Genomic DNA, 23,428 nt, shown 5'->3' on the forward strand with positions numbered 1-23,428 from the left:
GATAAACCTTTTTATTCCTTGTCGACGATGAATCCTTGGAATACCTCAACAAAATGTTCAGTGAGGAAATCCAACTGGATTTGAGTTTCGATACGCGATGCGATAGTCGTAATACCAAGGTTGTGGGCAGTACGAGAGATCGACGTTAGCGTGAATTTCTGTTTTTCGTCGTGCAAGTTGTGTGTGAATAGGTAATCGAGCTTCACATAGTTCGGACGGAACTCTTGGATGTATTCCAAAGATTGGAAGTTACGTCCGTAGTTATCTACGCCGAACTCAGCACCTGATTGGCGAATGGCATTACATAACAGTGCTGTGTGGTGAGGCTGATCGATAAAGCATTCCTCTGGAATTTCAAAGTGTAGCTTAGAGGCCACTTTGGCATGTTTTTCCAGCATGCTAGTTGTCCAGCGAATAAACGATGGTTGAGACAAGCTGCTTTGCGCGATGTTAATCGCGACTGGGTCATTAAGTTCACCACTTTCTAGCATCTTAATCATTGATTCAATGACATACTGGTCAAAGATGTTGGTGGCGTCTAACTGTTCTAGTGCGAATAGGTATTGATTCGCACGATACGTTTCACCATCTTTTTCGATGCTTGAAAATACTTCGTTGTGGAATACTTTACCCCATGTGTTTTTCGCAGCTTGGAAACGGAATTTAACCCAATCACTATGAATGGCTTCTTCAACCAACGCTTTCCATTGCTGTTTACCCATCAAACTAGAAGGTGTATCACTGCCAATGAAGCCGTATGGCTTGTCTGGTTGCGCTTTGGCTTTCGATAGTGCGTTGTCCACCATCGAGAGGATTTCAGAACGCGTTTTCTGATCTTTGCTGTGTGCAACCCCTAGTGACGCTTTAGGTTTTGCTAAGCCTGTTGGGTCAGTATTTAGGCCGTTCACACAATTGACGATGCTGTCCGATAAAATGCGTAACTCGCTCTCATCCATATGAGGGAAAAGCAAGCCGAACTCATCACTAGACAAGCGAGCAATAGTGGCACCCGGTACATCAATGGTGTTTTTCAAACGTTGAGACAGTTCTTTAACGTGGGCATCTGCGCGTTGGTAATCTTTGGTCTCGTAAATGTCCCCAATGTATTCAGCATGGAGTAGCGCGATACCCCCTTGCGTTTGCTCTGCAAGCCATTGGTCGATTTGGTTGATGTAGAATGAGCGGTTACCCAATTTAGATATAGGATCGAGGTAAGCCTGAGCACGCAGACGTTGCGCCTCTTTGGCTTGCTCTTTGAATGATAGCTCGATTTGAGCAGACATCATGTTAATGCCATCTACCACCGCGATAAGATCTTTGGTTCTTGGACGAGCAAGCGGTTCACCAAATTGGTTATTCGCGATTTCATGCATTTTATTTACGATGGCCGTTAATGGTTTTAGCGAGCGACGTAGGATGTATGAAATTGCCACTAAACCAGCTAGAAAAATGACACTGAATACAGACAGCAAGCCAATAAAACCTTGCCAGAGCTGCTCGTAAGCTGCGCCTGGGTGGCTAATGATTTCTACTTCGGCGAGCTGCATCCAACCACTGGTCACAACACGCTTATCGTGAATCGCTTTAAATAGATTCATGTCGATAAACCATTGTGGCACCGTACTTGGTTTAACTGGGTAAGTACGCACGATCTGGTAGTCAGAATCTAATGCTGTAAGACGAACAACTGAGTAGGTGCTGCCGTCAAATAGAGCATTAATCACGGACTCAACCGCGACTTTATCTTTGTCCTTTAGGTAAGGAGCCAATGCCAAACCTACGGTGTTAATAGTGTTGTTGACCTCTGAACGTTGCTGTTGCTCCAAGCTGTCTCGAGTCGTGTTGAATTGGATTACGAATACTGATGCCAACAAGAGTATAAAGACCGTAACCATCCCCACCACAAGCTTCTTATATAGGGTCATGTTTCTCACTCGTCATAGTTAATTTTAGGTTTATTTAACTGCAACTTACGTTCGCGCGAGCGTAAGTCATTCCAAAGGCTCAACCGTGATGCTTTCCCTGCCAGCTCTCCAGTGCTAGCAGATGACTTCATCAACCACAGGTTTGTACCATTAAAACTGTATATCGGTAGCAAGTCGCTACGCTTAGAGGCTCGGACAATATCAGGATTGATATTATCGAGAATGAGCGGCTCAGAACTTGGGGTAGGGTAGTAAGCTAATACCATGTGAAACTGATTCAGTTCGATGGCTTTTACGTATATTAGCCGCATCTTTGAATCTGGTATTCCTAGCTCGAGTAAAGAGAAGTACTTAGCAATAGTGAAATCTTCACAGTCTCCTGCGTTACTCCCTAAAAATTCGAGTGGCGTAGCCCAATAATCTGTCTTTCCCCACAGTTTTATGTCGTCAACGAAATACAGCTGATTAAAAAAGTCGTTAACGCCAGCGAGCTGTTCATGAGTCTCTAATTGTTTAAATAAGTCGAGGTTCTTTCGCCATGTATTTACGCGCAATCCCGCACGTTCGCCGTACACCGCTGTGACCGTATTGACCCATCGTTGTTCTTTACTGTTCAGCGCACCAAGTTGGAACGACAAACAACTTAAGCTGATTAATAATGTAACTTTACGCTGCAAATTGGATCGCATATTCGACTCGTATCACAAGTATACTCTTCTAGAGAGTTCGTCAGTGAGAAATAAGTGCTTTTTATTTAATCACTTATCGCTCAATACTCCCTATCGCGAGTATCTTAATGTGGTTTACTCCTTCAAGGCGTTAGTTTTGGCACTTAAGATAGGCTTAAGTAGATACTCCAAAACGGTTCGCTTCCCTGTGATGATATCGACCGATGCTGTCATTCCTGGAATGATTGGTAAATCTGCATCTTGACCAAAGTTTGTTTTTTCGGTGCGTACACGAACAATGTAGAAGCTGTTGCCTTCTTCATCTTGAGTGGTATCCGCGCTGATATGTTCCAACTCTCCCTCTAAACCGCCGTACTTTGTGAAGTCGTAAGCTGTAAACTTCACGATAGCATGAAGATCTGGGCGTAAAAATGCGATGTCTTTTGGCGCAATTTTCGCCTCTACCAATAGTGTGTCTTCTGTTGGTACGATCTCGACGATATCCATACCAGGTTGGATAACACCACCGACAGTATTGATGTTCAGTGTTTTGATTTTGCCTGTTACTGGCGAATTCACAACCGTTCGGTTTACTCTATCTTCCAAGCCCACCGCTGATTCAACCAAGGCAGATAACTGGTCTTGGGCGCTGTTGAGTTTCTCTTGCTGTTCAGAGCGGAATTTGAGTGCAACATCAATACGGTTGAGCATGGATTCTCGAATCGCTGATTGCAATACGGGAATCTTGAGCTCACTGGACGTCATTTCACGACGGGTATCGTTGACTTGGCGCTGTAATTTGAGCAGTTCAATACGAGGAACAACGCCCTCGTCTGCCAAAGGTTTGGTGATATCGAGTTCTTTTTTCGCGTATTGGTAGCTTTGACGCAAGTTCCTTACTCGTGCTTGGATCTCTACCAAGTCCTGCTGCTTTTGCTGCACTTGTTGGTCAATAACAGAAAGTTGGTTGCGTAAATTATCTAGATCTTCGCGATATTCTGCTTTTTGACGCTGTGTGAGTTGAGGTCGAGTCTCTTCCAAGGTTGGTGGGAAGGTCAGTTTACCGTAATCAAGTAGTACACTTTGACGCCAGTTTTCCGTTTCAAAATCACGATTAACGGCAACACTGTTAATAGAAGCGGATAGTTGCAGCACAGATGCGGTAAGGTTGGCAACTTGTTGCTCACGTTCACGAAAATCTGAGCGAAAGCGGGTGTCATCGATAAGCAGTAACTGTTGGCCTTTTTCAACCAACTGACCTTCTTTGACCAAGATTTCTTTGACTAAACCACCTTCTAAGTTTTGGACTACTTGTATCTGTGAGGAGGGAATCACTTTACCTTGACCAACCGTGACTTTGTCGATTTCAGCCCAAGATGCCCAACCTATTGCTGCAATGAAAAATAGCACCATAACCCAGAGCATAAAACGCGCGCTGTTGGGGGTATTGAGGAGCAATGCTGCAGTTTTGTCATCAACAAAATCCAACTCTTCATCGTTGAGTTTGTTGTAGTTATCTCGGCTCATCACAGTCCCTGCTTATATAATTACGGATTATCTTTTTGATCTTATTATTATTAACCGATCATGTCAGCATGCTCGGCTAATAAAATATGAGAAGAGGGTTATTCTCTCTTCAAATGAGCTTTCTTACACTTTCTAAATCAAACAAAAGCATAATTAGCGTCGGAGTATAGCTATTACGCCTTGAACTTGGCTTTATCCAACTGATGTTTTTTTAGTTTGTCGTACAAGGTTTTGCGTGATACCTGTAATTCTAGTTGAACCTCTTTGAGTCTGCCGCGATGTCTTTGCAATGCATCGAATAACAAGCAATATTCAAAGTATTCTGTGCGCTGAGTCATACTCTGAATTTCAAGACTTTTCTCACTGTTCCAATCTTCCATTCTAAAAGTATCTGGCTTTAGGGCACGAAGTTCAGCAAATTGGCGTAGCTGCTTAACGTTTTCTGGCCATTCGAGATTGGTGAGGTGTTTGACTTCTTCTAGGCTGATATGTGGTGGCTGTAACTGATATCGGCTCGCGGTGTGGCGCACAAAGTGCTTGTATAAAGGCCCTATATCTTCCTTTCTTTCATCGAGCGTCGGTAAGTGAATTAGAGTCGCCAGGGATTTTAGAGGCGGCTCGGCTTGGGTGGTCGCGCCAAAAACACGTTCAAGTTTTGGGTGCTTGAACAAGTATTCCCATTGCTCAAATGATACATGCTCTGCGCTATGTAAGTACAAACTGCAGTGGCGTTTTCCTTCACTTAAGCGGTGTATGGCTTTGTCGAGCGCTTCTAATGAAAGCTCATAGAGGTCTTCACCAGAAGCGGCGATTAGCTCACTATCCGGTGTTGCATGTATGTCGTGGGCAAATTGTGCGGCGAGCCGGCGACCTGTACCATCTTGACCTACAAAAATGAGCGGCTGGCTTGTAGGCGCACTGATCAAGGCGCGACGAATACTAACCATGGCCTTACTGTGACCAATCATTTTCGGACCAACATGAGTTTGCATGTCGAGCTCTTTCTTAAGCCAGATGTTTTCTTGCAACAAGTTCAGTTTATCGCTGGCATTGTTGAGCGATTTCATGAGCTGTTCCGTTGAAAACGGTTTTTCTAGAAAGTCGTACGCGCCGCTTTTCATCGCATCTACCGCGGTTTTCACATCTCCATGTCCAGTAAGTACGATGAATTGAAAGTGATCGTTTTTGCTTCGCAAAGTTCGCATAAACTCCAAGCCATCCATCACGGGCATATGGATATCGGTAATGATAATCGCAGGCGTATTTGAGTCGATTACGCGTAAGGCTTCTACTGCGTTTGGTAAGCAGGTGACGTCTATCCCTTCAATCAGCAGGGCTTGAGACACGGCATCACGAATGTGTGGTTCGTCATCAACAAAGAAAACTGGGTTATTCATGGTCGTTTTCCACTTCTGGGGTACGTTTATTCTGATTGACTATTGGTAGCGTCACGATAAAGGTCATCCCTCCTGCTTGTTGTTCTGTGTTCTGATGTTTATAGGCACAGAGGGAGCCGTGATAGCTCTCTATAATCCGCTTGGAGATTGTTAAACCTAATCCAAGACCCTCCGGCTTAGTCGTAAAAAATGGGTCGAACACTTTTGCTAGGGCTTCGTCTGACATCCCTGGTCCGTTATCGGAAACAAGAATGTCGCAACTGTCATCATGACACTGAACAGCAATGGATATTTGCGGATCGATACAGTGGTTTTCCATCGCTTGTGCCGCGTTGTGGAAGAGATTGATCAGCACTTGTTCTAATTCAACGCTGTGAATGGCCAGCTTCACATCATAGTCGATGGCCGGAACTTTTAGTGTTACTCCTTGCTTAATAAGCTTGTTGCTCAAAATGCTGGTGGCAGTATGTACCGCGTCGTGCAGTACTGAGATTTCATTGTGTGAATCGTGCGTGGTTTTCCGAGTAAAGACTTTTAAGCGGGCAATGACTTCCGAAATGGTGTCATTAAGTGTCAGCATTTTTCCCAAATTGTCGGCGACCATTGGGTATTTTTCCATTGCCAACAAACGCTGCGAGTTTTCGGTATAGGTTCTTAGTGCGGAAAGTGGCTGATTTATCTCATGATTAATACTGGCAGACAGCTCGCCCAACAGTGCCAATTTCGCGGCTTGCGTCAGCTCTTGTTGTGTTTGTTTAAGCTCTTGTTGGCTTTGTTCATATTGGCGGATGGTCTGTTGTAGCTTTTGGTTGGCTTCACTCAGAACTAGTGTCCGTTGCACTACTTTTTCTTCTAGGCTCACATTGAGATGGGCAAGGCGTGCTTTGTTAACTAGGGTTTGGAACCACGCTAACGCAATTAGAGCAATGAGCGCATATAAGATCAGGAAGACGATATCGGCCTGTAAAACGGCGGCAAGAACGCTGTTGTGGTTAATTAAGGCAACGACGCGAAACCCTTTATCCAATAAGTGTGTTGCGTATGCGAGGTAATTTGGTGATAGAAGCAATTGATTGTCATCAAACTCCGTGACACCACTATGTGCCGTTAACTCACCAAAATATTCGGGTAAGGTATCGCCATATTGACGCGTTTCGGTAAGTTCATTTATTGCACTCGATGACAGTGGGAAAAGTGCACGATAGCGCCAGTCTGGTAAATTGCTCATAAACACGACATTGTGTTTATCTGTAATGAGTACGTCAGTCGTGGTTTGCGAAAGGCGCTGTTCTAATTGCTCCAAGTTCACTTTTACTGTGATCACGCCAACGACTTCCTCATTTACCCACAGCGGAGATGAGAAGAAGTACCCACGTTTATTCGAGCGCACGCCTAATCCAACATATTGAGCGGGCTCACCGCGTCGCGCATTTTTAAAATAGGGGCGATAGCTAAAGCTAGAGCCAACAAACGTATCTTCTTGCTGAAAGTTACTTGAGGCTATGACTAACCCGGTACGGTCATGAACGTAAATCGTATCGGCCAAACTTTGCTTCAACCAATCTGATAACAGTAGGTTGAGCTCTTGAGAGGGTGTGCCGCGCTCTACTGCTTTGAGTAGTCTTGGGTCGTGACTTAATAGGTTTGGTATCTGTTCAAACTTTGCCAGTTCGTAGTCCACTTCTTGTGACACTTGCGCGGCTTGTCTCTCAAGCTTTTGTTGCCATTGATCATGTTGGTATTGAGTTGCGTAATGATGAGTAAGCGCAAGCCCTGAAATGCCGACGGCACACAGTAGCAGTAAAAAATGACGTAGGGCTTTGGGGTTGAGTAAGTTCACGATCGGCTCACTGGTTTTTTGTGTCATGGTATCAAATGACGCACTGTGATGCTGTGAGCGGCAACGATAACAAGCACAATGATGTCCTTGTATTTCCTCAGTATCGGGAGCACAATCGACAAAAACGAGTGAAGGAGTAAAGATGGAACTTGCTGATATTCGTCGTGAGTACACCAAAGGTGGGCTGCGTCGTAAAGATTTGAAAGCTGATCCTATTGATCAATTTAATCTGTGGCTAGAGCAAGCAGTTGAAGCGGGTTTAACGGACCCGACTGCGATGACAGTTGCAACGGTTGATGAAAATGGCATGCCGTTTCAACGCATTGTTCTATTGAAAAACGTCGACAAAGATGGTTTTGTGTTTTACACCAACCTAGGCAGTCGCAAGGCCCAGCAGCTAGAGCATAACAGCAATATTAGTTTGCACTTCCCTTGGCATCCGTTAGAGCGCCAAGTTCATATTACTGGTGTGGCTGAAAAGCTTACCGCCGTAGAGAATATGAAATACTTTACTTCTCGTCCTAAAGAGAGCCAGTTGGCCGCAATCGCGAGCAAACAAAGTAGCCGTATTTCTGCCAGAGGTGTGTTGGAAGGTAAGTTTTTAGAGCTAAAACAGAAGTTTGCTAAGGGTGAAATACCAGTACCAACCTTTTGGGGTGGCTTTCGCGTAAAACCAAAGAGCATCGAATTTTGGCAAGGTGGCGAACATCGCCTTCACGATCGTTTTCTTTTCTCCCAACATGATGGAAGTTGGGACATTGATCGTCTAGCGCCATAGGCTTATGGTCCCTCATGAATAAACAAACACCGCCGAATTGGGGCGGTGTTTTTGTAGGTGGAAGCGATGCGAATTATCGCTCTCCATTCAACACAACCGATAATTGATGCTTAAGCAGCGTTTTGGGTACAACAGAGCCGTAGCCTGCTTCCATTGCTTTATCTATTAGTTCGTTCTTGCTGTTCGCTGCAAACTTATTACGTAAGCGTGCGACGTGACCTTCAACGGTTTTTGTTGATATGCCCATGACCTGAGAGATAAATTGAGGCTTTTTGCCATAGAGCAAGAGGAAAAGCGTTTCTTGCTCGCGGCATGTGAGCTTCTCTGGTTTTGGTTGTAAGTCAGAAAAACGAAAGATGGATTGTTGATTTGGGTTGGTACTGATTGCACGACAAACCCAATACCCGACTTCAATCACGGCGGTGTCGGTGAGTTCCCTTCCGTAGAAAATGGTGCCTACGATGTCGCCTTTGTCATCTCGCCACGGTGTTTTAGTAAATATATGTGCTCGCCAGCGGCCATCTGGATAAGGGTGGATATCCAGAATTTTTAGTGACTCGCCAGTTTCGAGAACGTGTTTATCTTGGCGTTGAAATTCTTGCGCGCATTCAGTGGTTGGGCTGGCCATATCAAAATCAGTTTTACCCAAGCACTCCTCGGGCGACGTGTGCCCTAACAGTTCTGCGTATTCCTGGTTTACGTATAGGAATACCGAATCTTTATCTTTGCATCCCCAACAACCTGGTAGCTGTTTAAGGAGGGATTGTTCTATGGTATCGACTGAAATATTCACAAAAGGACTCACTACATACTGCTTTTACCAATACAGAGACGTCCGTGTTACATGGCTCGTATTGATGTTGCCAAGTAGGCAGTTACGTTGCTAGAACACGTTCGTTGATTGGCGCTCAATCCAATTAAATTCATGGTGTTCGATGTTTTCGTCAGGTAGTCATAGACAACGACGAAATGGAACGAAGAGTTTAATTGGGAAAATGGTCTGTTTCATTACAGATATGTGCGCTCACGGATGTCCGCCTAATGTTCGGCTTACAACTCGTATCGTCCTTGATCATGCTTCCTACAACTCAGTTGTAATGTGGTTGACGTTCATATCACTTGTGAGTGAAAGAGCAGCACCTAAGCATAGGAGAGGGACAGTGAGACAAAAGCTATGATATCAGCTTATGCCATTGTTTTCATTGTTGAGAAGCGAAAAAAAAGCCAGCCTGAAGACGGGCTGGCAACACAAGATATAATCTTGTCGACGTGTAGAAGAGGTTCTAAATTACCTAGCGAGGGTCTGCTAAGTAAGTTAGAGGTATCAATGAGATACCGAGAGCTTTAGATCGTATGCATCTTAAAGCTCGATAACTAATGTATTGAATCAGAAGCATATTAGTAAGGGGGGAAATCCCTCTATGTTGAGTTTAAGCGTGGGTTTCGATCCGTTTCAGGGACGACCTATCTAATATGGAGCACGATGTTTTACAAAATAACGGATTGTTCGGTAATAAGGATCTTTACATTGATTGATTATGTATACGTAAGGTGTTGCCTATCTATCCGTTTTTGTTAATAAAATTGGTTGCTCACTGACCGTAAATTAACCTCGCATGATCATCGTTCCGGAACTATGATCATGTAAATGAACTTGATCATGCTGATTTGATCTTGTCGATTGAGTTGGGTAAAAGTTGCAACCCAACAAAGAAGGTATATGATGCGAAGACGTAGGCTGACCGTGTAAAGACGACTGTTTAAAATGAGTGACTCAGATAACCAAAAAATCCTTTCATATCAAGAGATTATTCTGCCGAAGCCGGCGGAGCTGATCACACTTCCGTCTTATATGGATTGCCACGATCATTCTTATACGCAGATCGTGATTGGTTTAAAAGGGCAAGCCGAATTTGAAGTGCGCGGGCGAGGTAATCTTGTCGGCCCTGGTCAAGGTTGTGTGGTTACCGCATGCTCTGATCATGCTTTCGGTGGCGTCATCAATCAATCGGATATTTTGGTGCTGAATATGCCCAAACCGACAAATGATGATCCCGAAATGCTTCAAAAAATCAATAACCTGGAGAGAGACCATGTCTACTTCCAGTTAGATAGTCAAATTCAGAAGCTGATACAGATGTTGGTTCAGGAAATGCGAAAGCATCCGGATGACCTGCTGTTAAGTCGTGCGTGTAACGACACTGTGATTGCGTTAATGCAGCGCCATATCTCGGCATTTGAGACCAGTCGAAAAGAGTCGCGCTTTGATTTGGAGGCGATTGATCGTTACATTGAGCAGCACCTGAGTCATAAGATTAGTGTGGCTCAATTGGCCGGGCGAGTGTTTCTTGGGGAAAGTCAGTTCCATTGCTTGTTTAAAGAGCAGATGGGGATTACACCTCATCAATATGTTCTCGGAAAGCGAATCGACATGGCTCGTGAATTAATCGAGCAAGGGCACCTTTCTTTAGGGCAAATTGCCGAGTTTACTGGCTTCTCAAGCCAGAGTACTTTTACTCATACTTTTACTCGCTTACAGGGAATATCACCTTCCCGTTATAAAAAACAAGTTGGATAACAACGCGTTTTTTTAGGTCAAATAATCATCAATCAGAATGAAGCCATGCACTATGCATGGTTTTTTTATGTTTTATTCACGTGACCTATCTCTCGTTTTTTAAATTCTCTGTTCTTTGCAGTGGTTGATATGCCACTTGATCCTACATTTTCTCTTAGAACGAGCTCTTCACAAAAATCTTATTGATATTCTTGATATTTTGTTGTGAATGCAATGAAAAAATTAAAATTTACAACACAAAATATTACCTATTTGAATGTGACTATGTGGATGTTTTGTTATAAAAGCGAGTTTTTGGCAAAAATGTCGTAGTTTTTGACAAGTATTCTTATCGGCCTCAAAATACACTGCCAGCCATTGATAATCCTCGAAGCGGTTTTCGAGGAGTGAGATTGAGGAACACACATGTTTACAGCTACGAACGTGTTGACACCGGAATTTATCGGGCAGCCGCTTGATAAGTTGTGGTCACTGATCTCGCCATTATATATGGTGGACGAGTCTCAATGGCTAGAGCAACTATTGCCACTAGCGACGCCGACAGAGGATGAAAAATCGGCGATCACTACCCAAACGACCCACCTTATCGAAGCCATTCGTGCCGATAAGAAGTCAATCCAGATGATTGATGCTTTATTGCTGGAATACAGCTTAGATACTCAAGAAGGTATCTTGCTGATGTGTCTTGCAGAAGCATTAATGCGCATCCCAGATGCCGCGACAGCAGATTCTTTGATTAAAGATAAGTTGAGTGTCGCAGACTGGAAATCTCACCTGAAGAACTCTGACTCTGTGTTTGTTAACGCATCAACATGGGGCCTCATGCTAACAGGTAAAGTGGTTGGTCTTGGTGAGCAAGGCACCCAGAGCCCAGGTCAGGCTGTAAACCGTCTGGTAAATAAATTCTCTGAGCCTGTGATTCGTAAAGCCATGTATCAGGCAATGAAGATCATGGGTCACCAGTTTGTTCGTGGTCGTACGATCGAAGAAGCGCAGAAGAACGGTCGTCCAATGCGCGACAAAGGTTTCACCTACTCGTTTGATATGTTGGGTGAGGCGGCGTTAACTACAGCGGACGCGAACAAGTACTTCAAAGATTACCTAATGGCGATCGAAGCGGTGGGTCGCGAGACTTACGGTAACGACACCAGCCCTGCGCCTTCGATTTCCATCAAGCTTTCTGCATTACACCCGCGCTACGAAGTCGCAAATGAAGAACGTGTAATGACAGAGTTGTATGACTCACTAATGCAGCTATTGAAACGTGCAATTGAAGTCGACGTTGCAATCACAATCGATGCAGAAGAAGCGGATCGCCTTGAGCTTTCCCTGAAGCTATTTGAGAAAGTATACCGTAGCGATCTTGTGAAGGGTTGGGGCAAGTTTGGTTTGGTTATTCAAGCCTACTCAAAACGTGCGCTACCAGTCTTGGTGTGGCTAAATGCACTCGCAAAAGAACAAGGTGACGTTATTCCTCTGCGTTTGGTTAAAGGCGCGTACTGGGACAGCGAAATCAAGTGGTCTCAACAAGCGGGTTATGCAAATTACCCAGTATACACTCGCAAAGAAGCGACGGACGTTGCATACCTAGCTTGTGCTCGTTTCCTACTTAGCGAAGGTGTTCGCGGTAATATCTACCCACAATTTGCAAGCCACAATGCTCACACGGTGACGGCAATTGCTGTCATGGCGGAGCACAAAGAATACGAGTTCCAGCGCCTGCATGGTATGGGTGATTCACTGTATAACCATGTTATGAAAATGTACGGTCAGCCAGTACGTATTTATGCTCCTGTCGGTAGCCATGCTGATCTTCTTCCGTACTTGGTTCGTCGTTTGCTTGAAAATGGTGCGAACAGCTCGTTTGTACACCGTCTAGTTGATGCGCGTTGTCCGATTTATGAGTTGACCCATCACCCTGTGGATGTGTTGACGGGTTTTGACACGATACACAACGACAAAATTCCATTGCCTGCCGATATTTTCCCTGAGCGTAAGAACTCATATGGCGTCAACATTGATATCGACAGTGAGGCGAAGCCATTTGAAGCGCAGGTAGAAAGCTTCATGGACAATCAGTGGGTTGCAGGCCCGATGATCAATGGTGAGCGTTTTGCCGAAAGCATGATCAAGGAAAATGCGGCTGAGATCATCACCGCACCGTACGATCGCCGAATTGAAGTCGGCAAAGTGGCATTTGCAACACTTGATCATGTTTCCGCTGCAATTGATGCGGCGCAAACTGCTTTCTCTGATTGGAAAACCGTTCCTGTTGAGCAAAAAGCGGCTTGTTTAGAAAAGCTTGCTGACTTAATGGAAGAAAATCTGGCTGAGCTGGTGGCGATTTGTCACAAAGAAGCGGGCAAGACGATTCACGATAGTATTGATGAAGTTCGTGAAGCAGTGGATTTCTGTCGTTATTACGCGAAACAAGCGCAAAACCTACAGCCATTTGAGCTAGAAGGCTTTGACGGTGTGAAACGCATTTCTAGCCGTGAAGGTCTTGGTGTGTTTGTGTGTATCAGCCCTTGGAACTTCCCGTTGGCTATCTTCCTTGGTCAGGTAACGGCAGCACTGATTGCAGGTAACACTGTGGTTGCAAAACCTGCTGAGCAAACAAGCTTAATTGCCGCTCGTGCTATTGAATTAATGCTTGATGCGGGTTTCCCTGCTGGTGTGATTCAGTTACTTACTGGTCGCGGCGCTGAGATCGGTCATGCACTGACTTCTCATGATGCTATTGCTGGTGTGGCATTCACTGGCTCAACGGCAACGGCGCAACGCATTAACGTCACGCTCGCGGAGCGCAGCGCGAAACCAGTTCCGTTTATTGCGGAAACAGGTGGCCAAAACGCAATGATTGTGGACAGTACTGCATTGCCAGAGCAGGTGGTGCGTGATGTGATTCGTTCGGCGTTTGCATCTGCTGGTCAGCGTTGTTCTGCCCTTCGTGTTCTATTTGTACAAGAAGATGTAGCAGACCGTATGATCAACCTGATTCAGGGTGCGATGAATGAACTGCATGTTGGTTTACCTTACCTACACAAAACAGATGTTGGTCCGGTTATCGACAGCAATGCAAAACAAAAACTCCTCGCTCACCTTGAGCAAATGAGCAAAACACAGACTAAAGTCGCTCAGCTACAGCTGGATGAATCGTGCCAGCATGGTGACTTTGTCTCACCAAGTGCGTTTGAAATCTCGGGCATCGATGTGCTGAAAGAAGAACAATTTGGTCCAATCTTGCACATTATTCGCTTTAAAGCGTCTGAATTACCGAACGTGGTTGCGCAGATCAACAAAACGGTTTTTGGCTTGACGATGGGTATCCATAGCCGTAACGAAACCACGTACCGTTGGATTGAGAAACATGCACGAGTAGGTAACTGCTACATCAACCGAGACCAAGTTGGCGCTGTGGTTGGTGTACAGCCGTTTGGTGGTCAAGGCTTGTCAGGTACTGGCCCGAAAGCTGGTGGTCCACACTACCTATTCCGATTTACTCAACATCTTCTTGCTCAAGCAGAAAACGCATAAGGAGTCGCATTATGGTTCATCAGATCACCTATTTTAAAGATGCATTCTCTGCGTGGGAGCAGTGGAATCTGACTGATTTTGATTACAAATGCGAGCATGTTCTGGCATTTAAATCTGCACTAGAAGGGCAGCAGTCTACCGTTGCCAAAGTGGTTTCTTACCACTTGCAACAAGCATCAGCTCTTCTTGCAGAAACTCACCAGTTAGTTGGCCCTACAGGGGAAACTAACGAACTGTATGCCGCAGGACGCGGTGTGGCTTTGGTGATTTGTGAAAACAACATCGAGCCTGCTGATAATGCGTTATACAGTGCTTTTGCGATGATCACCTGTGCCTTAATTGCCGGCAACAGTGTGGTCGTTTGCAGTGACAATGCAGAGCTAAACCAATTGGTTAAGCAAGCTGTAGCGTTGGCAAACTTCCCATCTAACTTAGTCCAGGTTGTTGCGTACGATGCGTCTGCCCCGTTGCTTGAGAGCGATGTACGTAGTGTGGGTTATGTTGGGCGTTCACAGGTTGAGCATGCGCTCAATCTTCAACTAGCTAAGCGTGACGGTGCAATCGTCGGCTTAGTTTCTGAAACGGATTTAGAGTCACCGAAATTGGCTCATGATCCTCATCTCTCGTTGCGCTTCATTACTGAGCGCACTCGAACGATAAATATTACCGCGGTGGGTGGTAACGCAACTCTACTCGAGTTGGGGAACGAAACTCACTAACCTGACTTGTAATGCCAATCTGGAGTAACTGGACTGAGAGCCGGTCCAGATTGGTTTTTTATACTCTGATGTATTGCTGAGACGGTAAAATATCAGGGCAGGCAAGGAAGGAAATAATTATAACGAGGACTATCTAATGATAGAAAATAGCTTTGCTATCACGTCCACTTTTGTGGCGTATTTACTGATTATGGTTGCTATTGGCGTTTACGCGTATAAGAGGACTTCCAATTCATCTGACTACTTCCTAGGTGGCCGTAGCCTAGGTCCGTGGCCTGCTGCATTATCTGCAGGTGCTTCAGACATGAGTGGTTGGTTGCTGCTAGGCTTGCCTGGCTATGCGTACGCTGCGGGTATCGAGGCCTTCTGGTTAGCCGGCGGTCTACTTCTTGGTACATGGGCAAACTGGCTCATCAGTGCAAAACGCCTCCGTACCTACAGTATCCAAACTGACGCGCTAACGTTGCCAGAGTTCCTGTCACGTCGCTTCAACGATAAGTCGAAACTGATTCAGACAATCTCTGCGTTTTTCATTCTTCTATTTTTCCTTTTCTACACCAGCTCAGGTTTGGTCGCAGGGGGCAAACTGTTTGAGACGGTATTCGGTCTAGATTATACCTACGCTGTTATCATCGGTACGGTGTGTGTCGTTTCTTACACACTATTCGGTGGTTTCCTAGCGGTATCTTGGACTGACTTAGTGCAAGGTCTGCTAATGGCGGCTGCGCTAATGATTGTTCCTATAGCGGTAATGGACGGTGGTTTAGGTCAGCTAAGTTCTGATCTACATGACATCAACCCAGAACTTGCAACGCTATGGAATGACGCGAAAGGCGAACCATTGTCTGCGATTGCCATTATCTCTCTAGCGGCGTGGGGCCTTGGTTACTTTGGTCAGCCACACATCCTAGCGCGTTTTAAAGCGTCTCGTTCAAACAAAGATCTAACGACTGCACGTCGTATCGCAGTGATTTGGACGGCACTATCTATGGTTGGTGCAATGCTTGTTGGTCTTGTTGGTCTGGTTTGGGTTACGGGTCATCCGGGTACTCAACTAGAAGACGGTGAGAAGATCTTCATGCTATTGGTTAACGCAGTATTCCACCCTGTCGTTGCGGGTATGTTGTTAGCAGCAATCCTAGCGGCGGTAATGAGTACCGCTGACTCACAGCTCCTTGTTTCATCTTCAGCGCTTGCAGAAGATTTCTACAAGCAAGTATTCAAGCCAGAAGCGTCTTCTGAAGAAATCGTAATGATTGGTCGTATCGGTGTTATCGTTATTTCGCTTGTTGCGCTATTCCTAGCGATGACGCCTGATAGCTCAGTACTTGGTCTTGTATCTTACGCTTGGGCTGGTTTTGGTGCGGCATTTGGTCCTGCGGTTGTACTTAGCCTTTACTGGAGCGGTATGAACCGTAACGGTGCGTTAGCAGGTATTCTTGTTGGTGGTATCACTATCGTGGTTTGGAAGCAGCTAACTGGCGGTTGGTTTGATGTGTACGAAATCGTACCGGGCATCATCTTCTCTACGCTTGCTATCATTGTGGTAAGTAAAGCAACGGGCGGTGCTGCGCAAGACGTGTTAGACCAACACCAGTCGTTCGAGAAAAAACTGGTTGAACTAGACTAGTAACTTCCCGTATATGAACACAAAGCCCGCTATTTTAGCGGGCTTTGTTTTATCTGAAACTTAATTAACGTTAATGGTGGTAGCTTGAGATCAAAGCTTAGCATTGCTCGGTTAGATTGGAGTGTTAGTCGCGACGAATTTTGGCGTAAATAACGGTGTTACTCAACTCTCCCGATGTAGTCAGACGTTCGTTTCTGAGCTCTCCTTCGAACTCATAACCACAGCGCTCGGCTACAGCCCGGCTCTTTTGGTTGGTGCTATCAGCATGAATTGCGATTCTCTTGGCGCCCAAGTCATCAAACGCATAGCGCTCAACTTCGAGCACAGCCTCGGCAACATAACCATTGCCAACGGCAGCATTATCTAACCAATAACCTATCTCAAAGGATGGTACGTCGGGATCTCGAATCATCAAGCCGACCGCACCCAGTAAGCGATCGCTTTCCTTTTCAATGATGTAGTAACGCAGCTCTTCTTCGAAGTTTTCAAAGTTTGCGATGGCTTTCTCTGTCCCTTCTATCATCGCTTCTAATGTCAGCACATGAGGCACCCACGGCAGATAGACTTCGAGAGTCTTTTGGCTGCGAACGACAGCTTGATGCGCCTCTTCGGCTCGTTCTAAACAAGCAGGGATGAGTTTGAGACGTTTCGTTTCCATGCCGACTCTCCTATGGGTGAAAAATGAACGGAAAATCATTTAAACAGATGTACTTAGAATGATCTAGTCAACGCCGTCATATTATTCACTTGGTTTGCCAGAGAGAAACTGAGAGAATCGAACCGTTATCAAACCAACTAGGTTCATTATGAAACTTTTAGTAAGAAACTTGGCTCGTCACATGACCGAGCAAGATATCCGCAAATTATTCTCAGCGTACGGCAAAGTAGAACTGTGTTCGCTAGTGCTTGATCAAGACACGGGTTTGTCGAAAGGCTTCGGTTTTGTCATCATGCCGGACGAAGCAGAAGCCATTTCTGCTCTTGAAGCACTGAATTTGACGAACGTAGAAAAAAGCAAAATTCGCGTGAAAGTCGCACAAGACTAATACAGAGAAAAGCCAGCGTTATTGCTGGCTTTTTTGTCTTTCTATTTAGAGACCAAATTGGCAACATTCTAGAATGTCTTCTCTTTTCGTTTTAGCGAGATTGATCATCAATTCTCTCTTCAAGTTGTTTCATTAAATCCTTTAACTGTAGAGAATCGAAATTGTCTGAATTCGGCACTTGGTAAGCGTCGTTGACTGTGTAGAGCATCAAACTTTTGCTAGAGAGGAACTCTTTCTGTATTTGGACTTTGACAATGTCATCAAGAGGTAGACGGAAGTAAACCGTTGAGCCCTGGCGGTACTTCAAGGTGTTGGTGCTTGCATCGATATCTAGCGTTTTAGGATTGAACGCGCGGCGCGTGAAGTACGTTGAGAGCAGTTTCAATCCTATTATTGTGAGTGCTACGAGTCCAAACTCGACGATCTTGTCTGCTAGGTAGGAAAAATAGAACAGCGACAACAATACAGTTCCTAGCAAGAAAGGGTTGTTCTTGGGCAGATTTTGTGAAGTTTCATGGATGATCATCCGACATATCCCTCGACTTTATTCAAAAGCGACGAACGTGAGTTGGTAGACACAAACCTTTCGTTCTTTGCCTTGCATGCGCAATGTTTTGTCACCGACGTAAGGGATCTTTAGTTTTTGGATCACCGATTTAGAACGCAGATTGTCCACCAAATGCATCACGGTTATTCCGTTTAACTCAAAGTGCATTCGAGCAAATTCGAGTAAGGCTTTGGAGGCCTCGAATGCATAGCCTTTCCCCCAATGTGGCACGCCAACCCAGTAGCCTAATGTTCCGTACCCCTCTTCGATACGCGGTAAACTCACCGCACCAAGTAACTCCCCAGTGTTTCGCAAGGTAATAGCGTACGCCACGCCTTGATGCTGCTGATACATCGGATAGTGCCTATCTATCCATGCTTGCGCCATCGGTAGCTCATAAGGATGTGGGATGTTTGCTGTCATGTCGGCAATTCGCTTATCTCCAGCGAGTAAAGCCACTTGTTGGCAGTCATCGATATTGAATGGCCGGAGGACGAGTCTTTCGGTAGTGAGAATCGGTTGTATCGTCATGCATTTCTTCCTTGATGAGACGGCTATAGCTGCTAGCAACTGGTTTGCGGGGTAAATCAAGATAACAAGGCGTCTCGAAAGCTCGATCTAGCCAGCTGTAAAGTTGTCATGCGCCTTACTAAATAATAAGCCCGAACAATTGCTTATGTGTAATGTGTCGTATTATTACACACATAAGCACGTTTGCTCATATTGATGGTACAAAAGTTGAGGTCTGACCAATGTCTCAGTTTTTTGATACTTTCGTTCAATTTTTTGAAGATAGGGCACAAAAAATTAAAGGAGCTTTTTAATTGTGGAATTATTTTGAACAAAATATGTCAATTGTCAGTAGGACGAAAAAGTAGGGAGAAGAGAAATGCCGGATATATATTGCGCAGCTTGTAGAAAATCAACGCAACATAAAGTGATTATGAAGCGTTGCGAGCCTCAGTCTGTTGACTCGTTAACAGGCAAAATGGTGAGTTTTACACAGCTGATGGCGAAATTTGTATCAGGTGAACATTATTACGAGATGGAGCCTCAATACTACTGCCGTTGTTGTAATCATCGTGCAATTGGAGAGGTTGTTCCACATCCTACACGGCATACATCGGCCGCACTCTAATTCTGAGTGATAGCCATGATTAATGGCTAAATAGGGCAGTGTTGCCCGAACGACATATCTATACAGGCGTGTCATGCGCTTTCAAATTTGCGACTCCGCGGGAGCCGCTAGGTTGCTTTTTCTCTTCATATCACGGTTACTAAGTGAGCGGCAATAATCATAGCTCTTTCCCTCCTTCGTTGTTTTCTGGTTATTCTCTGCTGAATTTCACATGCTGTGCATTTGATGGTTTGCAATTGTTTGAGCAACGATTAATGTGATGCTTTCTAAGTGGTTACAAGGAAGCGGGTTAATGAGTTATCAATTGGACCGGATTGATTTACATATTTTGAGAGTGCTTCATTCGAGAGGCAGAATTCCGGTTGTAGAACTAGCAAAGCTGATTAACTTAACGACTTCTCCATGTTCTGACCGTGTAAAGCGGCTAGAAAAAGAAGGGTATATCAATGGTTACCATGCAGAGTTGAATGCGGAAAAGTTGGGGCTGGATGTGCAAGTATTCATCCATATTCGTTTAGACCAAACCAGTTTTTCTATTTTTGAAAAGTTTGCGAAAGCGGTGGAATTGATGCCTGAAATTGAAGAGTGCTACTCGCTCTCTGGAGATTTCGATACCATGATAAAAGTTCGTGTTAAGAGCATGAAAGCGTATCAGGAGTTTATGTCGAGTAAGTTAGGCACGCTTCCGGGCGTGATTCAAACTCGTAGTGAAGTGGTCATAGAAGAACATAAAACGGGATTTGGTGTTAATCCCGAGCTCCTTGGTTAGGCGAGGCATGTGTTGAGCCTCCTTATTTAGCGTGGCTTGGTATATTACTTTTTCTCGATTAAAAAAGGAGCCGAAGCTCCTTTTTTAATAAATCGGTGAGCGATTATGCCCCGATAAAGGTACTGATAACGCCAATTAAACCACCAAAAACACCGCCCCAAACGACTAGCCAGCCAAGGTGTTCTTTGATCATCTTTTGCACCATTTCTTTAACTAATGCCGGTGTTAATTCGCTTAAACGTTGATCGATGATACCTTCAATGTTCTGCTTTATCTCATCCATCATTGCAGGAGATTCGAATTGCTCTTTCAGTGCTTCTTTGATGTTATCGCTCTTGCTCAACTCAATGATGGATTCTTGCATCTTTTCGACGAAAGGTTGGCGCATGGGTTGTAGCGCTTCCGAGCCGCCAAACATCGCTAGCATGCCACCAAACTGAGAGCCTTCAATTACTTCCACTAGGGAATCAAATGCTGGATTTAAATCTACTTTCTCAATTACTGGTTGAAGATCGATGTTCACACCGCCCGCCATTTCTTTATTCAAGAATCGGTCAATGTTCGCTTCAGTAAAAAACTGTTCCATCATCAGGTTTTTGATAGCCAGTTTAAACTCTTCAAATCGTGCGGGGATCACGCCAGAACCGTATAATCCAGGCACTTTCTCAAACAGCATATGGATGGCAAGCCAGTTGGTGATGGCGCCTGAGAACGCAAACAGCCCTGCATACCAAAGATAGTCGTTTTGTAATTGATGACCTCCAGCCATCAAAGCGATAGCGAGGACATTCGTTAGCAAACTTTTGTTCATAGTGACCAGTTATATATGAATATCGGAAAGAATAAGTGGGCCTGATTCTATACCTAAGTCACATTAAGATGCTAGGTTTTGCCGTGATGAGTAGTCTTGTAGAGAAGGGACAAAAAATGAATGTTCAGAAAAACAAAACCCGACAATCATTGTCGGGCCACTGCTTTTTCTTAGAAAAACTAAGATTCTATTTTTAATTTTAGATGCGGTAGATCTTACAACAAAGTTGGCATTTCCATCTTTCTGAGTAGCCAAATAGCTTGTCAGCCCAACTTGGTTTGAGTTGTACGATCTGCATTGAACCACATTTACACATAAGCTAATTACCTTATGGTTAATATAATAACTAAGCCATCTATTGAGTATAGCTGTTTCTCAAAAAGTGAAATGACAAATGAAGACGGCTCAATACTCTGTATTGTGTTCATTGCAATGGATACGCAACGAGGCGGTATATTAGCAGAAAAAGTGTGAGCTTTATCATGGAGAGTGTTTCATATATGAGAAACCACAATGGCTATATGAGCGTCTAGCCATGGATTAAAATAAAAAACGGCGCTTAAAGCGCCGTTTTTATTGAGCTTATCACTCGTTAAGAAGCGTGTTGATTGTCTAGTTCTTCAGCGATAAATCCGCCAGTTTGATGCGCCCAAAGCTGGGCGTAAATGCCGTTATTCGCAATGAGTTCTTGATGAGAACCTTGTTCAACGATGCTGCCTTTATCTAGCACGATGAGGCGATCCATTTGTGCGATGGTCGATAATCGGTGAGCGATAGCAATAACCGTTTTCCCTTGCATTAATTCATTCAAGCTTTCCTGAATCGCTGCTTCGACTTCTGAATCCAGAGCCGATGTGGCTTCATCCAGTACCAGCAATGGTGCGTCTTTGAGTAGCACACGAGATATTGCGATACGCTGACGTTGGCCGCCAGACAGTTTCACACCACGTTCACCAACTTGCGCATCGTATCCGACATTACCAAATGGGTCGGTCAGAGTTTCGATAAACTCATGGGCATGCGCTTGCTTAGTGGCTTTCAGCAAATCTTCTTCTGTCGCCTCTGGATTGCCATACAAAATATTGTCTCGAATTGAACGGTGTAACAGAGAAGTATCTTGGGTCACCATACCGATCTTTGAGCGCAAAGAGTCTTGTGTGACTTCTGAGATGTTCTGTCCATCGATCTTAATGCTGCCGTCTTCGACATCGTGGAAGCGAAGTAACAAGTTCACCAAAGTCGATTTTCCGGCGCCGGAGCGCCCGACCAAGCCTACTTTCTCTCCTGGTTTGATGTTGAGGTCGAGATGGCTAATCACGCCTTTGTTCTCACCGTAATGGAAGCTGACGTTATCAAAGTGAATGCCTCCTTCAGTGACAACCAAGTCTTTTGCACCTGGTTTATCTTTAATATCAATAGGCTTAGAGAGCGTTTTCATTCCATCGACAACGGTTCCCATGTTTTCAAAGAGGGCGCCAACTTCCCACATTATCCACATAGACATACCGTTTACGCGCAATGCAAGACTAACAGCAATCGCAATCGCGCCAACGCTAATGGCACTATCCAACCACAGGTAAATCGATAAAGCAGCAACGGAAAATACCAAAATATAGTTTGAGATCTCTACAGCGACGTCGAAGCCGGTCACTAGGCGCATTTGACGATAGACCGTATTCAAAAATCCTTTCATGCCTTGCTCGGCATATTGGGTTTCGCGCTGGCTATGAGAAAACAGTTTGACGGTTTGAATATTGGTATAACTGTCTACGATGCGCCCTGTCATTGTCGAACGTGCATCGGCCTGCGCTGAAGCGACGTCTTTGAGCTTAGGGACAAAATAGATTTGGATAGCGATGTAAGCGAGTAACCAGACGATCATTGGGATCATCAAACGCCAGTCTGCCGTCGCTAACATAATGATCATGCTGGTGAAGTAAACCGTAACGTAAACAAACACATCCATAGCTTTCATTACGGTTTCGCGCACAGCTAATGAGGTTTGCATGACTTTCGTTGCGACTCGACCTGCAAAATCATCTTGATAGAAGTTCAAGCTTTGATTGAGCAAATACCGGTGTGCAAGCCAGCGGATAGACATTGGGTAGTTGCCCAATAACGTTTGATGAACGAGCAACGAGTACAAGATCACCAATATAGGCATGACAACCAGCAATAAGGCTCCGTAGAAAATCAAATCCGATTTGTTGTCTTGTAAGAACGTTTCTGGATTGCTGGTAGACAACCAATCAACCAATTGTCCCATCGCGCCAAACAACATTACCTCAACAACAGCCACAATTGTGGCCATCAAAGACATGATGATCAAAGGCTTTTCATAACCACGAGTGTAATAACGCAGAAAAGCGAACATCCCTGAAGGAGGCTGATCCGGTGTAGATTTGGGGAACGGCTCTGTAAAGCCTTCAAATCGTTTAAACATAACTCATCCTAAAGTTAAAACAGTGCCATTTGGGGTGGCTAAATCCATCGATTCACGCTGCTTTGGACGAAACCG

19 protein-coding genes are annotated in these 23,428 nt (G+C 44.8%); 8 read left to right on the forward strand and 11 right to left on the reverse strand.

Annotated features, from left to right (window positions below):
• Window positions 1-11 precede the first annotated feature (11 nt).
• The 5 genes from R7E78_RS02200 to R7E78_RS02220 all read right to left on the reverse strand — a co-directional run bounded on the left by R7E78_RS02200 (window position 12) and on the right by R7E78_RS02220 (window position 7,384).
• Complete coding sequence (locus R7E78_RS02200) at window positions 12-1,925, reverse strand: EAL domain-containing protein (protein WP_005383568.1); 1,914 nt, start codon at window positions 1,923-1,925, stop codon at window positions 12-14.
• A gap of 5 nt (window positions 1,926-1,930) precedes the next feature.
• Window positions 1,931-2,614: a transglutaminase-like cysteine peptidase gene (locus R7E78_RS02205; RefSeq protein ID WP_005374561.1), complete on the reverse strand. Its 684-nt coding sequence runs from the start codon at window positions 2,612-2,614 to the stop codon at window positions 1,931-1,933.
• 114 nt (window positions 2,615-2,728) lie between these two features.
• Window positions 2,729-4,120 (reverse strand): HlyD family type I secretion periplasmic adaptor subunit, encoded by a 1,392-nt coding sequence (locus tag R7E78_RS02210; RefSeq protein WP_005374562.1) that lies wholly within the window; start codon window positions 4,118-4,120, stop codon window positions 2,729-2,731.
• 173 nt (window positions 4,121-4,293) lie between these two features.
• Window positions 4,294-5,517, reverse strand: coding sequence for a sigma-54-dependent transcriptional regulator (locus tag R7E78_RS02215; RefSeq protein WP_017634536.1), 1,224 nt, complete (start codon window positions 5,515-5,517; stop codon window positions 4,294-4,296).
• Complete coding sequence (locus R7E78_RS02220; RefSeq protein WP_285385370.1) at window positions 5,510-7,384, reverse strand: ATP-binding protein; 1,875 nt, start codon at window positions 7,382-7,384, stop codon at window positions 5,510-5,512. Before R7E78_RS02220 ends, R7E78_RS02215 begins: the two co-directional genes overlap by 8 nt.
• Before the next feature lie 115 nt (window positions 7,385-7,499).
• Here R7E78_RS02220 and pdxH point away from each other — a divergent pair, with 115 nt between their 5' ends.
• Window positions 7,500-8,135, forward strand: a complete 636-nt coding sequence (pdxH, locus tag R7E78_RS02225; RefSeq protein WP_005374570.1) for a pyridoxamine 5'-phosphate oxidase — start codon at window positions 7,500-7,502, stop codon at window positions 8,133-8,135.
• Between the two features lie 73 nt (window positions 8,136-8,208).
• Here pdxH and R7E78_RS02230 read toward each other — a convergent pair whose 3' ends face one another.
• Window positions 8,209-8,928, reverse strand: coding sequence for a PAS domain-containing protein (locus tag R7E78_RS02230; protein ID WP_017820063.1), 720 nt, complete (start codon window positions 8,926-8,928; stop codon window positions 8,209-8,211).
• A gap of 972 nt (window positions 8,929-9,900) precedes the next feature.
• Here R7E78_RS02230 and R7E78_RS02235 point away from each other — a divergent pair.
• The 4 genes from R7E78_RS02235 (at window position 9,901) to putP (ending at window position 16,599) form a co-directional block, all read left to right on the forward strand.
• On the forward strand, window positions 9,901-10,713 hold the full coding sequence (locus tag R7E78_RS02235; RefSeq protein ID WP_053308001.1) for an AraC family transcriptional regulator: 813 nt from the start codon (window positions 9,901-9,903) through the stop codon (window positions 10,711-10,713).
• A 405-nt stretch (window positions 10,714-11,118) separates the two neighbouring features.
• Entirely contained in the window at window positions 11,119-14,250 is a 3,132-nt protein-coding gene (gene putA / locus R7E78_RS02240; RefSeq protein ID WP_318057594.1) for a bifunctional proline dehydrogenase/L-glutamate gamma-semialdehyde dehydrogenase PutA, read from the forward strand.
• Window positions 14,251-14,261: 11 nt separating this feature from the next.
• Window positions 14,262-14,969, forward strand: a complete 708-nt coding sequence (locus R7E78_RS02245) for a 1-pyrroline-5-carboxylate dehydrogenase (RefSeq protein ID WP_005383557.1) — start codon at window positions 14,262-14,264, stop codon at window positions 14,967-14,969.
• 136 nt (window positions 14,970-15,105) lie between these two features.
• Window positions 15,106-16,599, forward strand: a complete 1,494-nt coding sequence (putP, locus tag R7E78_RS02250; protein ID WP_005374582.1) for a sodium/proline symporter PutP — start codon at window positions 15,106-15,108, stop codon at window positions 16,597-16,599.
• 124 nt (window positions 16,600-16,723) lie between these two features.
• Here the strand turns inward: putP and R7E78_RS02255 are convergent, their stop codons facing one another.
• Window positions 16,724-17,257, reverse strand: coding sequence for a GNAT family N-acetyltransferase (locus R7E78_RS02255; RefSeq protein ID WP_017820066.1), 534 nt, complete (start codon window positions 17,255-17,257; stop codon window positions 16,724-16,726).
• A 148-nt stretch (window positions 17,258-17,405) separates the two neighbouring features.
• Between R7E78_RS02255 and R7E78_RS02260 the strand changes: the two genes are divergently transcribed.
• The gene (locus tag R7E78_RS02260) at window positions 17,406-17,645 is read left to right on the forward strand and encodes an RNA recognition motif domain-containing protein (RefSeq protein ID WP_005374587.1); all 240 of its coding nucleotides are present in this window, start codon (window positions 17,406-17,408) and stop codon (window positions 17,643-17,645) included.
• A gap of 91 nt (window positions 17,646-17,736) precedes the next feature.
• On the opposite strand, the gene R7E78_RS02265 is transcribed toward R7E78_RS02260, so the two are convergent.
• A complete protein-coding gene (locus R7E78_RS02265) occupies window positions 17,737-18,171 on the reverse strand; it encodes a hypothetical protein (protein WP_053303956.1) in 435 nt (144 codons plus the stop codon).
• 18 nt (window positions 18,172-18,189) lie between these two features.
• Window positions 18,190-18,723 (reverse strand): GNAT family N-acetyltransferase, encoded by a 534-nt coding sequence (locus tag R7E78_RS02270; RefSeq protein WP_318057595.1) that lies wholly within the window; start codon window positions 18,721-18,723, stop codon window positions 18,190-18,192.
• 358 nt (window positions 18,724-19,081) lie between these two features.
• Between R7E78_RS02270 and R7E78_RS02275 the strand changes: the two genes are divergently transcribed.
• Together R7E78_RS02275 and R7E78_RS02280 are read left to right on the forward strand one after the other, a co-directional pair.
• Window positions 19,082-19,330, forward strand: coding sequence for a hypothetical protein (locus R7E78_RS02275; RefSeq protein WP_005374593.1), 249 nt, complete (start codon window positions 19,082-19,084; stop codon window positions 19,328-19,330).
• 292 nt (window positions 19,331-19,622) lie between these two features.
• Entirely contained in the window at window positions 19,623-20,099 is a 477-nt protein-coding gene (locus R7E78_RS02280) for an Lrp/AsnC family transcriptional regulator (RefSeq protein WP_005374595.1), read from the forward strand.
• Window positions 20,100-20,202: 103 nt separating this feature from the next.
• Here the strand turns inward: R7E78_RS02280 and R7E78_RS02285 are convergent, their stop codons facing one another.
• Window positions 20,203-20,910 (reverse strand): DUF445 domain-containing protein, encoded by a 708-nt coding sequence (locus tag R7E78_RS02285; RefSeq protein ID WP_005374596.1) that lies wholly within the window; start codon window positions 20,908-20,910, stop codon window positions 20,203-20,205.
• Window positions 20,911-21,502: 592 nt separating this feature from the next.
• Window positions 21,503-23,353, reverse strand: a complete 1,851-nt coding sequence (locus R7E78_RS02290; RefSeq protein WP_318057596.1) for an ABC transporter ATP-binding protein — start codon at window positions 23,351-23,353, stop codon at window positions 21,503-21,505.
• Between the last annotated feature and the right edge of the window lie 75 nt (window positions 23,354-23,428).

This window comes from Vibrio sp. YT-19(2023), from assembly GCF_033337395.1.

Excerpts from the sequence above, each read along its gene's own strand:
- R7E78_RS02200 (WP_005383568.1), bottom strand. The coding sequence starts at position 1,925 with ATGACCCTATATAAGAAGCTTGTGGTGGGGATGGTTACGGTCTTTATA.
- R7E78_RS02205 (WP_005374561.1), bottom strand. The coding sequence starts at position 2,614 with ATGCGATCCAATTTGCAGCGTAAAGTTACATTATTAATCAGCTTAAGT.
- R7E78_RS02210 (WP_005374562.1), bottom strand. The coding sequence starts at position 4,120 with ATGAGCCGAGATAACTACAACAAACTCAACGATGAAGAGTTGGATTTT.
- R7E78_RS02215 (WP_017634536.1), bottom strand. The coding sequence starts at position 5,517 with ATGAATAACCCAGTTTTCTTTGTTGATGACGAACCACACATTCGTGAT.
- R7E78_RS02220 (WP_285385370.1), bottom strand. The coding sequence starts at position 7,384 with ATGACACAAAAAACCAGTGAGCCGATCGTGAACTTACTCAACCCCAAA.
- pdxH (WP_005374570.1), top strand. The coding sequence starts at position 7,500 with ATGGAACTTGCTGATATTCGTCGTGAGTACACCAAAGGTGGGCTGCGT.
- R7E78_RS02235 (WP_053308001.1), top strand. The coding sequence starts at position 9,901 with ATGAGTGACTCAGATAACCAAAAAATCCTTTCATATCAAGAGATTATT.
- putA (WP_318057594.1), top strand. The coding sequence starts at position 11,119 with ATGTTTACAGCTACGAACGTGTTGACACCGGAATTTATCGGGCAGCCG.
- R7E78_RS02245 (WP_005383557.1), top strand. The coding sequence starts at position 14,262 with ATGGTTCATCAGATCACCTATTTTAAAGATGCATTCTCTGCGTGGGAG.
- putP (WP_005374582.1), top strand. The coding sequence starts at position 15,106 with ATGATAGAAAATAGCTTTGCTATCACGTCCACTTTTGTGGCGTATTTA.
- R7E78_RS02255 (WP_017820066.1), bottom strand. The coding sequence starts at position 17,257 with ATGGAAACGAAACGTCTCAAACTCATCCCTGCTTGTTTAGAACGAGCC.
- R7E78_RS02260 (WP_005374587.1), top strand. The coding sequence starts at position 17,406 with ATGAAACTTTTAGTAAGAAACTTGGCTCGTCACATGACCGAGCAAGAT.
- R7E78_RS02265 (WP_053303956.1), bottom strand. The coding sequence starts at position 18,171 with ATGATCATCCATGAAACTTCACAAAATCTGCCCAAGAACAACCCTTTC.
- R7E78_RS02270 (WP_318057595.1), bottom strand. The coding sequence starts at position 18,723 with ATGACGATACAACCGATTCTCACTACCGAAAGACTCGTCCTCCGGCCA.
- R7E78_RS02275 (WP_005374593.1), top strand. The coding sequence starts at position 19,082 with ATGCCGGATATATATTGCGCAGCTTGTAGAAAATCAACGCAACATAAA.
- R7E78_RS02280 (WP_005374595.1), top strand. The coding sequence starts at position 19,623 with ATGAGTTATCAATTGGACCGGATTGATTTACATATTTTGAGAGTGCTT.
- R7E78_RS02285 (WP_005374596.1), bottom strand. The coding sequence starts at position 20,910 with ATGAACAAAAGTTTGCTAACGAATGTCCTCGCTATCGCTTTGATGGCT.
- R7E78_RS02290 (WP_318057596.1), bottom strand. The coding sequence starts at position 23,353 with ATGTTTAAACGATTTGAAGGCTTTACAGAGCCGTTCCCCAAATCTACA.